At 68.7% G+C, this 12,277-nt stretch carries 12 protein-coding genes and 1 pseudogene; 4 read left to right on the top strand and 9 right to left on the bottom strand.

The window, feature by feature from the left end; genetic code table 11:
* The first annotated feature begins 2 nt into the window (after window positions 1-2).
* The gene (locus OIE74_RS15575; RefSeq protein ID WP_329383409.1) at window positions 3-668 is read left to right on the top strand and encodes a potassium-transporting ATPase subunit C; all 666 of its coding nucleotides are present in this window, start codon (window positions 3-5) and stop codon (window positions 666-668) included.
* Between the two features lie 216 nt (window positions 669-884).
* Here the strand turns inward: OIE74_RS15575 and OIE74_RS15570 are convergent, their stop codons facing one another.
* Window positions 885-2,003: an NADH:flavin oxidoreductase gene (locus tag OIE74_RS15570; protein WP_329383406.1), complete on the bottom strand. Its 1,119-nt coding sequence runs from the start codon at window positions 2,001-2,003 to the stop codon at window positions 885-887.
* A gap of 221 nt (window positions 2,004-2,224) precedes the next feature.
* On the bottom strand, window positions 2,225-2,668 hold the full coding sequence (locus OIE74_RS15565; RefSeq protein WP_329383403.1) for a hypothetical protein: 444 nt from the start codon (window positions 2,666-2,668) through the stop codon (window positions 2,225-2,227).
* A 148-nt stretch (window positions 2,669-2,816) separates the two neighbouring features.
* On the opposite strand from OIE74_RS15565, the gene OIE74_RS15560 reads away from it, so the two are divergent.
* The 3 genes from OIE74_RS15560 (at window position 2,817) to OIE74_RS15550 (ending at window position 7,119) form a co-directional block, all read left to right on the top strand.
* Window positions 2,817-5,456, top strand: coding sequence for a DUF6185 family protein (locus OIE74_RS15560; protein WP_329383400.1), 2,640 nt, complete (start codon window positions 2,817-2,819; stop codon window positions 5,454-5,456).
* Window positions 5,457-6,020: 564 nt separating this feature from the next.
* Window positions 6,021-6,293 (top strand): hypothetical protein, encoded by a 273-nt coding sequence (locus tag OIE74_RS15555; RefSeq protein WP_329383398.1) that lies wholly within the window; start codon window positions 6,021-6,023, stop codon window positions 6,291-6,293.
* A gap of 16 nt (window positions 6,294-6,309) precedes the next feature.
* A complete protein-coding gene (locus tag OIE74_RS15550) occupies window positions 6,310-7,119 on the top strand; it encodes a helix-turn-helix domain-containing protein (protein ID WP_329383395.1) in 810 nt (269 codons plus the stop codon).
* 10 nt (window positions 7,120-7,129) lie between these two features.
* Here OIE74_RS15550 and OIE74_RS15545 read toward each other — a convergent pair whose 3' ends face one another.
* From OIE74_RS15545 to OIE74_RS15515, 7 genes and pseudogenes are all read right to left on the bottom strand, one after another.
* On the bottom strand, window positions 7,130-7,570 hold the full coding sequence (locus tag OIE74_RS15545) for an NUDIX hydrolase (protein WP_329383392.1): 441 nt from the start codon (window positions 7,568-7,570) through the stop codon (window positions 7,130-7,132).
* A gap of 40 nt (window positions 7,571-7,610) precedes the next feature.
* Window positions 7,611-8,228 carry a dTMP kinase gene (tmk, locus tag OIE74_RS15540; protein ID WP_329383390.1) on the bottom strand — a complete coding sequence of 206 codons (618 nt, stop codon included), beginning with the start codon at window positions 8,226-8,228 and terminating at the stop codon, window positions 7,611-7,613.
* Entirely contained in the window at window positions 8,225-9,097 is an 873-nt protein-coding gene (locus tag OIE74_RS15535; protein ID WP_329383387.1) for a B12-binding domain-containing radical SAM protein, read from the bottom strand. The genes tmk and OIE74_RS15535 overlap by 4 nt, the downstream gene beginning before the upstream one ends.
* Before the next feature lie 277 nt (window positions 9,098-9,374).
* A pseudogene (locus OIE74_RS15530) lies at window positions 9,375-9,632 on the bottom strand (cobalamin-dependent protein); the annotation flags it as partial.
* A gap of 141 nt (window positions 9,633-9,773) precedes the next feature.
* The gene (locus tag OIE74_RS15525) at window positions 9,774-10,427 is read right to left on the bottom strand and encodes a hypothetical protein (protein ID WP_329383384.1); all 654 of its coding nucleotides are present in this window, start codon (window positions 10,425-10,427) and stop codon (window positions 9,774-9,776) included.
* A 161-nt stretch (window positions 10,428-10,588) separates the two neighbouring features.
* Window positions 10,589-11,050, bottom strand: coding sequence for a hypothetical protein (locus tag OIE74_RS15520; RefSeq protein WP_329383381.1), 462 nt, complete (start codon window positions 11,048-11,050; stop codon window positions 10,589-10,591).
* Window positions 11,051-11,735: 685 nt separating this feature from the next.
* Window positions 11,736-12,239, bottom strand: a complete 504-nt coding sequence (locus OIE74_RS15515; RefSeq protein ID WP_329383379.1) for an ATP-binding protein — start codon at window positions 12,237-12,239, stop codon at window positions 11,736-11,738.
* Between the last annotated feature and the right edge of the window lie 38 nt (window positions 12,240-12,277).

The raw sequence follows: 12,277 nt of genomic DNA, 5'->3' as shown, positions 1-12,277 counted from the left end.
CCGTGAACACCACCGTCAAGAGCACCGCCCGCCTCCTCGGCGCCGGCCTGCGCGCACTGCTCGTCCTGACCGTCATCTGCGGCGTGATCTACCCTCTCGCCGTCATGGGCATCGGCCAGGGCCTCTTCCACCACCAGGCCAACGGCTCCGAGATCACCTCCCAGGGCAAAGTCGTCGGCTCCTCCCTCATCGGCCAGCGCTACGACCTCCCCCTCAAGGACGGCCAGGAGACCCCTCAGCCCGACCTGAAGTGGTTCCAGCCACGCCCCTCGAACGGGCTCGGCACCAACAGCGTCAACACCCAGTACAAACTCCTCCTCTCCGGCGCCACCAACCGCGCCGGCGACAACGAGGAACTCATCCAGTGGGTCAAGGACGCCAAAACGGCTGTGGTGAAGGACAACTCGGTGGACGGCTACCGGGTAAAGCCCTCGGACGTCCCGCCGGACGCGGTCACCTCGTCGGGCTCCGGCCTGGACCCGGCGATCTCCCCGCAGTACGCGGACATCCAGGTCCACCGCGTCGCGAAGCTGAACGGCCTGGAGGTGTCACGGGTCCAGAAGCTGGTGAACGACCACACCGACGGCCGCATCCTCGGGTTCATCGGCGAACCGCGGGTGAACGTCCTGGAGTTGAACATCGCGCTGAAGGCGCTCGAAGGCGCGTGAGGGCCGGCGCGTATGGGCGTGTGCAAGGTGCCCGTCACGGCCGGCGGGCGGCAACTCTTCGAGGGCCAGGCGCAGGGCGTGCCGGTCGGGCTCGATCAACTCGGCGACACCGTCCCCTGAACCACCCAGCCGACCCCGCCGCGCCCCTTGCGGCGGGGTCGGCTGCGCGGCGGCTACGACCAGGAACACGCCGCGCACGCTTGATCAGCGCCTTGATCAGCGCAGGCTCTTCAGCATCTCCGCGGCGAACGGCACGATGTCCTCCGTCGTCCCGCTCAGGGTCTTCCTCGTCCACTCGGGGTCGGCGATCAGGGCGCGGCCGACGGCGACCATGTCGAACTCGTCGCGTTCCATCCGGTCCAGCAGCTGATCGATCCCGGTGACCGGGGAGTCGTTCCCCTGGAAGGCGCCCTGGAAGTCGCCGTCCAGGCCGACCGAACCCACCGTGACCGTCGGCCTGCCGCTGATCTTCTTCACCCAGCCGGCGAGGTTCAGGTCGGAGCCGTCGAACTCCGGCAGCCAGTAGCGGCGGGTGGACGCGTGGAAGACATCGACACCGGCCTCGGCCAACGGCGCGAGCAGGGTGTCGAGTTCGTCGGGTGTCCGCGCGAGCTTCGCGTCGTAGGTGTTCATCTTCCACTGGGACATACGGAAGAAGAGGGGGAAGGCGTCGGAGACGGCCGCGCGGCAGGCCGCCACGATCTCGGCCGCGAAACGGGTCCGCGCGACGATGTCGCCACCGTAGGCGTCGGTGCGGCGGTTGCTGCCTGCCCACAGGAACTGGTCGATCAAGTAGCCGTGTGCGCCGTGGAGTTCGACGCCGTCGAAGCCGAGACGTTCGGCGGCGGCAGCCGCGTCGGCGAACGCGCCGATGACGTCGTCGAGGTCCTTCTGCGTCATGGCGCGCCCCTTCGGCTCGCCCTCCAGGGACACACCCGACGGCCCGACCGGTTCCGCGTCCACCACCGGCGGGGCACCCTTGGTGCGGGTGACGCCCACATGCCACAGCTGCGGGATGATCGCGCCGCCCACCCGGTGCACGGAGTCCACGACATCCGCCCATCCCGCGAGCGCCTCCTCACCGTGGAACCGTGGCACCCGCCCGCTGGTGCCCGCGGAGTCGTGGTCGATGTAGGTGCCCTCGGTGATGATCAGCCCCACCCCGCCGGTGGCCCGCCGCGTGTAGTAGTCCGCGACGTCCCGCCCCGGGACGCCGTCCGGGGAGAAGTTCCGGGTCATGGGCGCCATGGCGATCCGGTTACGCGAGGTGAGCCCGCGCACCGCGAAGGGGCGCGCGAGAGTGTCTGCAGGGCGGGGGGTGGTCACGTCGGTCACTTCAGGTCCTGTTCATAGGCGCTCGGGTGTGCGTTGCTCGCCAACATCCGGAGGGCTCCTCGACATTCCGCTTCGGCTGGATGTGACGCAGATCTCCGAGAGCGCGACTCAGCCCGTCAGGCCGTAGAAGCGCATCGGCGAGTTCGCCTCGGAGCCGAGCCGAGCCGTCTCGGTCCAGCCGGGATGATCGGTCGTCAGAACGCCACGCATGAATTCGCTCCTCAACGTGCGTGCGGTTGGTGCGCCGTAGCCTCTCGCGTTCGACGGGGGGAGGAGGCCATTCCCGACAGGTGGGACAGCAGGCGTTGTGCTTCCGGCAGTTGGATCGGGCCGAGTGCCATGGCGGCGTCGCGGTCGCAGCGGACACAGTCGTGGTGGAAGTAGAGGTCGAGGAAACTGCCCTCTGTGACCGTTCTGAACGCCGAGCCGAGTCGGCGCATGACCTGCCTGGCCTCGGGCCATTCCTCCAGGTTCCGCACCACCGGCTGAACCGGTGCGCCGAGGAGGCGGGCGAGCCGGTCGGCCGTAGTGACCGTGATGTCACCCAGGCGGATCCTGTCCTGCTCCACCGACAGGCCGGGGAGGTCGAGACCGTGATCGCGCAGGGCGGTTCGTAATGCGTCGGCGGTCTCGTGGATGAGTGTTGTGTAGGTGGGGGTGCGCATGATCGGTCCGCACACTGACCCTGCGCAAGGGCAAGGTCAGCGCCAGAACCTAACCGGGCCGCAGGATCGCCGTCGCGATGGCCCCGGCGTCCCAGGCCGGTTACTCTGCATCTCCGTTGATCCGGTTATCTGCCGCGGGGGGCAGGCGATGCGGCGAGCGCTGTTGCTGTTCGTCTTCACGGGACTGCTCGTGCTGTCGTCGTTCGGCGGGGCCGGCCAGGCTTCGGCCGCCGGGCCGGAGGCCCAGGACAGTTGCCTGTCGGGGCAGTTGAAGACCGCGCGGGTCGCCACCTCCGTACGCCTCAAGCACGACGGCGAGGACTACACCAAGGCGGAGACCGATCTCGTCGTCCAGGTGCCGAAGACCTGGAAGCTCGCGCGGAATCTGCTGTTGAACGGGGACACCGAGCGCTACCGGTCCGCCATGCGCTGTGTGCTGCGCTACCCGGACGACCCCTATCCGTACCGGGACACCGAGGCGCTCCCCTGGCCGCCCAAGGTGACGGTCGAGGCGAAGTGGATCACGGTCCGGCACCGGGCCGTCACCTACGTGGACGACAGGCGCGACCGGGACTTCGGGCCCTGGCGCATCACCGTGGGGAAGCGTTTCTGGACACTGGCCCTGGTGCATCCGCCCGCCCTCGCCAAGTCCTGGTGGCGGGAGATCACGGTCGACCTCGGCGGGCGCGCCGCGCGCACCATGTCGCCGACCCCGACCGAGGGCTCCACCACCCGTCTGACCTGGGTCCGGGCCGAGCCCGGCGGCGAGCCGCCCGAGGTGCGGATCGCCGTACAGCCGCCGGCGACGAAGGCCCTGATAACGGGGTGGGGCCAGAAGCCCTGGTACCTGGTGCCGTCCCTGACCTGGCTGACCTGGGATCTCGCGCTCTTCCCGGTCATGTTGCTCCTGGTGCGCAGGCTCCGCCGTACGCCGGCGTCGTCCCCGGAGACGGCGGCCGAGAAGACGACCCGGCGCGATCTGCTGCTCTGGACGTACGTCGCGTTCGCCGTGGCGCTGATCTACGAACTCGACGATCTCGGCCCCAGCCTCGCCGGCGACTACGGGGTGCTCGACTGGTGGCCGGAGTACCGGACCGCCATCCATTTCGGGCTCGCCGCGTGCGGCGGCGCGGCCTTCTGCCTGTACGGCCTGTACGGCTTCTTCGGCAGGCCCCGGATCGTCGCGCTGTCGGCCGTTTTGGTCGCCACGGCGTACCCCGTGGTCGTGGCGAGCGCACCGCGCCTGTTCGGGCTGCCGGCCCGTTTCTGGCTCGACGAGAACAACCTCGCCGACGTCGAACGCCTCCGGCACACGGGCGGGTTCCTCTGGCTCGCGCTCGCCTGCTGCTGTGTCGCCTTCCTCTGGCTGGTGGGTACGGTGTCGGCGGTACGGCGGCTACGAGCCGGACCCGCCCCCGCGCCGCCGGGGACGCCCCAACAGGGCCGCTCCCCCTGGGGGTTGCTCGTCCTCTGCGCGCTCACGGCGGTCGCGGTCGTGGCCCTCGCCGTATGGGCCAAGCAGAACACCTGGGAGCAGGAGGCCTGGCTCAGCGTCGGCCCCGGCGACGAGTTCTACGACCGCTGGCATCTCACGCACCTCTACAACTCGATGGCCTGGTTCCCCTCCGACTGGCCGGACTGGTTCTCCGTATGGGCGGCATGGCTCGTCCGCAGCGGGGTGCTCATCGCCGTACTCGCCGCCCGGTCCAGAGCTCCCGGCGTCTCTCCGGTCTCGCCGCCCCTGCCGGAGAAGCTGATCCTGACCGTGCTGTTCCTGACCGTGGTGGTGCCGATTCCGGGCTGGTACGTGGGTGTGTCCGCGTACGTGCTGGACCTGCCGCTCATCGTGCTCGCCGGATGGCTCCTCCTTGACCTGGGGCGCCGCCGCTCGGTGCTGTCGCAGGAACTGCTGCCGGGGACGCCTCTGCGCGAGGTGATACGGGAACCCGACCGCCAATGGCTGATCGAATCCGCGCGCAAGTACCGCGACCTGCATCTGCAACTGCGCCGCTGGGAGCAGGGCGACCAGGAGGGGGAGCGCACCGAACTGGAGGCCAGACTCGACGACTTGCACCGCTGGCACCCCGACGACGCCACCTCCCCGTACGCGGGCAAGGCCCTTCCCGACTCGGTGGACGCGATAGAACTCGTCCTGGCGTGGGGGCCGCGCGACACGTGGTTCCGCAACGCCTGCCGGGCCGCGTTCCTCGCCGCGGTCATCGCACTGCCCGCCACCGCGATCTCCTTCTGGGCGAACCAGGTACGGGGGCCGCTGTGGGGCAACGTACCCAGGGACCAGTTCGGCGTCGCCAACCTCGTACAGTCCCTGGTCACCACGGAGCTGATCTGGGCGGCGGCGGGTTTCGTCCTCGGCGCGCTGTGGCGTACCCTGCCCGGCCGCCGCGGTCCGGCGAAGGCGCTCGGCCTCTCCCTCGTGTACGCGACCCCGGTCGGCCTCCACTGGATCACCAGCCGCGCGGTTGAACAGCCCTTCGGGACCTGGGCACTTGATGTGGCGCTGACGCTGCTCATCCTCACGACGACGGGGGTGGCGATGGACATCGACACGTTCCGCAAGGAGGGCCACTACTGGCCCACGAAGGCGGCGCTGCTGCTCTCCATCTACCAACTGCGCACCGCCTCGGTCCAACTGGCCTTCTTCGTGGCCCAGGTGGTGGCGCTGGTGGGCGTCTGGCAGCAGCTGAAGGGCAACGACCCGATGGTCCTGATCGAACCGCAGAGCCCGACGGGCACGCAGGGCGGGCCTTCGACGGGGGACGCACCGTGAGGCGTGGTCCGGTGACGTGGGCGGTGGCGTGTGATGAAGGGCCGGCAACCGCGTCACGCGGTTGCCGGCCCTCCGACGGGCTCATGCGGCAACAGGAGTCCCGTGATGCCCTGTTCAGCTGGTTGTCGGAGCCAGTAGCGATCAGGGGCCCCGCCGGGAGAGAGGTACAGACCACTTGCTCTCGCGGCGTCCGGCGGATCGTGTCAGCGGTTCACAAGATCACGCAACCTCGATTGAGGCGTACGCGCATCAACGCGTTCATACCACGTCTCACGGACAAGCATGTTGATCACAGCGAGGCCAAGTCCAGCACCGGTCAGAGGTATCCGTGGCCTTGGAAGTTGACTCTGCGTCGCTTTTTTCTCCGCCGGGCACGCCAGACACGCACGCATCAATCCCAATCTTTGTGCCGGTGAGGATTGGGATTAGCTGCCCGGCTGCTGAGAACATCTGGGCAACCACACCGGGCGGCGGCAACTGCCCGTGGTTCGCAACCCAGTTGGAGCCAGTAGCAGGTGCCCGGCGGCCGAACGGCCGCCGGGCATCCCGATCAGGAGATACCGCGTGAACAACGAACCCCCTGTCGCGTCCTGCGTGGAGAACGGCGGGCCGGCCCCGCGCCGGCTCCACAGCCCCGAGGCGGTCGTCATCATCGTGATCGTCGTCATGGCCGCGGTCCTGGTCGCGTTCGCGGGCCTGCCCGTCATGGACGTACTGCAACTGCTCGCCGGGGCGGGGCTGGTGGCCGTCGTCGTCGTCGCCCTGGGCAGGGCGGCGCCCGCGAAAGGGCTCAGGGTCGCCGTACGGGCCCTGCTGACTCCCGGCCCGACCGTCTGAGGGCGGCGGCGCGGCCATGGGGCGCCCGGAGAAGCCCATCGTCACCGACAACAGGGCCCTGCGGGCTCTGGCGCAGTGGCTGCGCGAACAACGAAGACGCGCGGGGCTGAGCTATCGCGATCTCGCACTCCGGGCCGGGGTGCACGCCACCACGCTCCAGCGCACGGCGTCGGCGGAGAGCGTCCCGACGCTCCCCGCCGTACGCGCCTACGCCCGTGCCTGCGACGCGTCCCCCGAGGACGCCAAACTCCTCTGGAAACGGGCCAGATACGAGGCGACCCGCTCGGCCCGCAGCGGGCGCGCCTCACCGGCGCCGTCCCCGGTCCTGGTACGCGACTTCGCCGATCTGAGCGCCGGGCTGCGGGAGTTGTACGAGAAGGCCGGCTCTCCCTCCCTGCGCACGATGGAGGAGCGGGGTGGCGAGTACGGCGCGCTGCCCCGCAGCACGGCCCACCGCATCGTGAACCGCCAGGCGATGCCGCACAACCCGGCCCAGTTCCAGGCGTTCCTGCGCGCCTGCGAGGTCCCGGACGCGGACCGCCGCGCATGGGAGGACGCCTGGAGCCGCGCCTGGCGCCACCACAAACAGACCGAGGGCGACACCACCGACACCCCGCACCCACCCCAGGACGGCTCCGCCACGAACCTCGCCCCGCTCGCCACCCCCGACACGCTGACCCCGGTCGGCCTGCCACGCCGCGTCCGCCAGAAGAGCCTCTACGGCGTCCGCACGGCAGCCTGGCCCGAGGCGATCGAGGTCCGCTTCGCCCCACCCCGCACCCGCCCCACCCCCCGCCCGCCCCAGCCCGCGAGAAACGCGGGATGACCACGCCCAGCTACCACCCGCACTCCCGGAGAACGCCGGAGCCCTCCAGGTACCCGAGGAGACCTTCCTTCGGATACTCGATGATGTCCTCGGGCAACTCATGAACGCTGAACCAGCACAGCTCCAGACACTTCGCGGGCTCCTTGTTGACGGGTTCCCCCACCCACTCGACGGCCTCGAAGAAGAACCCGATCCGCTCGATGCTCTCGCTCTGCTTGTGATGCACGACATGCACCAACCGCAGTTGAGCGGGATCAACCTCAACACCAGTCTCCTCGAACAACTCCCTCGCGGCGCCGGCTCTGATGGGCTCCCCCTGATCGAGCTTCCCGGACGGCATGTGCCACCGCCCGTACCCGTACGGACCACCACGCTGCGAAAAGAGGAGCTTGTCTCCGTCACGGAGGAGGACGTGGGTATCGATGACGGGTTGGGCTGGTTGCGGATTCATTGGTCCTGGGGGGTGGTCGGTGGCGTTGGCGCGGCTGACGTTACCGACGAGAAAGGGATCGCGTCGGCGATTGAGGTAGCGACCCCCATCGGTGTGGCGTTGCCGGTGTGTCCACGATCAGTACCTTCACGTTCGCTGCTGTGAGGATCTGGGCGGCCTCCTCGTACAGGTCGACTTCGCGTCCGGGCGCGGTGGGGTCGAGGTGGAAGCGGTTGCGGGGGCCGCGTGCGGCTATCCGTTCGGCGATCAGGCCTGGGGACGCGGTGAGGACGACGGCCAGGTCGGGCATCAGGATGTGGGCGTTCAGGTCGAGCAAGAAGCTCACTGGTACGCCGTCGAGTTGTTGCATGACGAGCGTCGAGGCCAGGTATCGGTCGCAGACCACGGTGTCGCCGACGCCGAGCCGGGGAGAGATCTCGTGCTCAAGGTGTTCGTATCTGTCGGCGGCCACGAGGCAGGCGAGGGCATGGCCGCGAATGCGACTGAAGTGCTCGCGGATGAAGACGCCGATATCGCCGGTGGTGGGTTCCACTGTCTGGTGAACCGCTCGGCCACGCCTTACCAACTCCCCGGTGAGAGCTTGGACAGCGGTTGTCTTCCCGACGCCGCTGGGGCCGTCGACGGTGATGAACTGCCCACGTTTCGACGTGAACGTCATGATGCGGTCCGCCGGCTGCGCTCGTGCTGCTCGCGGGTGAGGGTGGCCAGGGTGGCGCGGACTTCGTGCAAGGGGACCTCGCCGAACTGGATGCCGACCGAGAAGTTGAATTCGTCTCGCTGGCGCATCGACTCATCAGCCCCGTCAGCGGTGAGGTCGATGTCTGCGTACGCGAGGAGCTTGTCGGGAACGTGGCCCGCGTCCGTGAGTGTCTTCCACACGGGTGTGCCGGGGTAGGGGCGGAACTCGAAAACGCTGGCCCGTACGTCGCCGGGATTGGCGTCGGCAATCTTCCAGAGGCTGCGGATGTGACGCACGGTCGCGCGGATGTCCTGGTGAGTCTCACCGGGATAGCCCAGAATGAAGTACCCCTTCACACCGATGCCGTGCTCCACCAGACGGCGGGCGACACGTTCGGTCATCGCGGCGTCGATCCGCTTGTCCATCGTGCTCAGGATGCGGTCGCTTCCGGACTCGATTCCGAGGGCGACTTCTCGCAGCCCGTTGTTGACGAGTAGTTCGAGCTGGGCGTTGTCGAGCCGGTCCAGGACATTGATGCGTCCGGTGGCGTCCCATACGTACCGTTCGCCGACGCGGTGCCGCGTGAAGGCCGCCATCTGCGTGGTGATGACGCGGGAAGCGCCGAGGAAGAGGTCGTCGACGAACCGGAACGCGGTGACGCCGTACTGGCCGTGCAGCGCGTCGAGTTCGCCGATGATGTCCTCGGGTTCGCGAACCCGGATCAAGACGTCGGGGTTGGCGCTGACGGCAGCGCCGCAGAAGGTGCAGTTGTATGGGCAGCCCCTGGAGCCGACGATGTTTCGCCTCCAGATGCCCGCTGAGAGCGGCCCGGGTACGGAAGTCGCCACGACGGCTCGTCGCGAGGCGCCGGTCGGCCTCAGTGGGCACGGCCCGGTAGGGGTCCTGGGGCAGGAACGCGCGGTTGACGTACGGCAGGGCGTTGATGTCGGGGCCGAGCATCCCCGCGCTTGTCGCGGGATCGGCGACGCCCGCCGCCCGAGTGCCGAGTAGTGGGTCACGCCACAGGACGCCGGGCAGTTCATGTCTACGTCGTTGGTCCTCCAGGAGTGCGGCGACGCGCAGTTCACCCTCGCCGAGCACGAGCGCCCGCAGGTTGGCCATGCGCGGGTCGGCGAGCACACGGTCCGGCATGGCCTTTGCGTGGTGGCCGCCGACCATGAGCGCGATCTCCGGGGAGAGATCGGCCGCGATCCGGGCGGACATCTCGTAGGTGGGGGCGAGCAGGTTCATGGCCGCCCACCGGGGTCGAGCGGCGTTGACGATGCGCGCTGTCTCCGTGATGCCGAGACCGTGGGCTTCGGCGTCGAGGACGCCTACGTTGAAACCGCCGACTTCCTTGGCGTACGTAGCGATGTACGCCATGCCCAGCACGGGCAGCGTGTAGTCGTTGGTCCGGGGCCGCAGCCCGTAGTCGCGCAGCGGTGCGTTCACGAACAGTGCGTCGAGAGTTCGGGTCGGATCGGCACCGTTGATCAGGGATAACCGTGGCATGGTTCCTCCAGGTCAGCGGGCATGGGAGCCCCAGGTGAGTGTGGAGAGGGTCAGGGTGTGCAGGGCGGTGCGATCGGGGCCGGCCATGGCCGTCCACATCGGGCCGAACGCCTTGTCCTTCTTGCCGGGCCAGGCGTGGGCGGGCGCGATCTGCGCGGCCCAGGTGCGCACGGCGAGGTCGTCGTGCGGGTAGACGCTGAAGTCGCCGGTGTAGTCGGCCGCTGCGGCGGCTGCGGTCCATGGGCCGATGCGCGGGATGCTCGTGAGCGCGGCGGCCAGATCACGGGATTCCATACGCTGCCAGTCGGGATGGTGCCGCTCGTAGTGGGTCGCCGCGGCTCGCAGCGCGCTGCGATGAAACTTGTTCCCGGCGTCGGCGAATTGTTCGTCGGTCAGTCCCAGAACCCGCGCGGGCGTGGGGGCGAGGGCCAGGTCACCGGCGGGGCTTTCAACGACGGTGCCGAACGTCCGGCACCACGCCCGGTACAGCTTGCGTGCCTGCCCGGCGCGTACGACCTGCCGCAGGATCGCCGTCGTGATGGCGTCCCACAGCGAGGAATTGGCCAGACGCTGCGTGGGACCGAGGCTGCCAAGCCCCGACTTGAGTTCGACAGGGACGCTGCGGGGCAGACAAGCAGGATCCGTGGTGACGAACACCGGCTTCACGTGTTCGGCACCCCGCACACACCTCATCTGTGGGCCCTTCTGATCCCACGACAGAACCCAGACACTCGAAAGCGTACGAACGGCTCGTACGCGGGCGCCGGTCCCCGTCTCGGTCCAGCCGGGATGATCGGTCGTCAGAACGCCGGGCATGAGTTCTCTCCTCAACGTGCGTGCGGTTGGTGCGCCGTAGCCTCTCGCGTTCGACCGGGGGAGGAGGCCATTCCCGACAGGTGGGACAGCAGGCGTCGGGCTTCCGGCAGGCCCACCGGGCTCAGTGCGAGAGCGGCGTCGCGGTCGCAGCGGACGCATTCGGGGTGGAAGTACAGATCGAGGAACCCGCCGCCGGTCACTGTCCTGAACGCCGCGCCGAGTCGGCGCATGACCTGCCGAGCCTCGGGCCATTCTTCGAGGCTCCGCCCGGCCTCCTGCGCCGGCGCGCCCAGAAGGCGGGCGAGCCGGTCGCCGGTGGCGACGGTGATGTCGCCCGGGCCGACCTTGTCTTCGATCACCGACAGGCCGGGGACGTCCAGACCGTGCTCACGCAGTAGGGCGCGCAACGCGTCGGCGGTCTCGCTGGCGGATGTTGTGTAGTCGGCGTACGCGTCATTGGTCGAAGTGCGCATGGAATCTCCTAGGAGTACGTGATCGAGGGCCGAAGGTCTCTCTGATGGCTCGCGTTCACCTCTGCACCACGACGGCCGCGGTCAAGGCGAGGACAAGGCCTGTGATGCTGAGGTAGGTGTGGAGGCCGTGGACGAGGACGGGGTATTCGCGGCGCACGGTCTTGAACGCGGCGAAGACCGTGTTTCTGTCGGACCGGACCGGGTCACAGCTGTTGGGCAGAGCAAGAGGGCCAGGCGCAGTTCGCGCGGTCTCAGGAGCGTCGCCGTGTGAAGGGCGATTCTTCGAATCGGCCATTGCTCGCCCACGCCCGACCAGTTCCCGGGCGGCCGTCCGGCCGCTGTCCAGCCGACGTTCGGCCTCGGTGGCGAGAGCGGAGAGGTACCTCCGGCGCATGGCCACCGTGGCGCCCAGCGCTTGCTTCTCGGCCTCGTCGACTTGGGGACTGAGGACGAAGTTCGGACGTCTGCTTGATTGCCTGCCGTGTGACGGGAACCGTCCGCTCCCCCTGCTCCGCCGCCTGCCAACGGCGGAGGGACTCCAGCAGAAGTCGCAGGGACTCCGTGTCCGTCGTCGGTACGTGCTTCGCGACGGCGAAGCCGCGCGGGGGTGGTTCCTTCTCCCATGACACCCCAGGCTTGCGGCGTTCAACGAGGACGAACGTCGGCAGCCCGTCATGTGGCGTCATCAGACACTCGCCGGTCCGACCGGAACCGTGCACCAGGTACAGGTTCCTTTCCGGCCCCACTCGCGGGCGAAGTAGGTGACAAGCCGCATGCCGCGTCCGCTTTCGTCGTCCGGACCCGCGTCGCGCAGCTCCGGGCTGCCGGACGAGTGGTCATCGACCTCGATCAGCACCTCGTCGGCGGCGTCGCATGTGAGCCGGAGCGAGACCGAGTTGGCGTTGCCGTGAACGATCGCGTTGGTCACGATCTCACTCACCATCAGCTGCACCGTTTCGACGATCTCGCAATCCTTGACGCCGGCCTCACCGAGCACGGCGGCCGTGACCTGGCGCGCGCTCTCCACATGCCTCGGATCGGCATCGAAGGACATCGCAGCCCGCCCAGCCCTCATCGGCCCTCTCCCAATCGCCCACTCGTCAACCGTCGGGATGATGTCGTCGGGAAAAGCCGGTGAACGACGGGAGGGGATGTCAGGGACGCAGTGTGCAAGTGGGGTCAGAAGCATGGGAATTCCCTCCGAGAGCCTGAACCTGCTCCTCGAAG

Origin of the sequence: Streptomyces sp. NBC_01716 (genome assembly GCF_036248275.1) — a bacterium.
Lineage (GTDB): Bacteria > Actinomycetota > Actinomycetes > Streptomycetales > Streptomycetaceae > Streptomyces.
The sequence above is the reverse complement of the archived record's forward strand: the minus strand, read 5'-3'. Positions and strand labels throughout refer to the sequence as shown.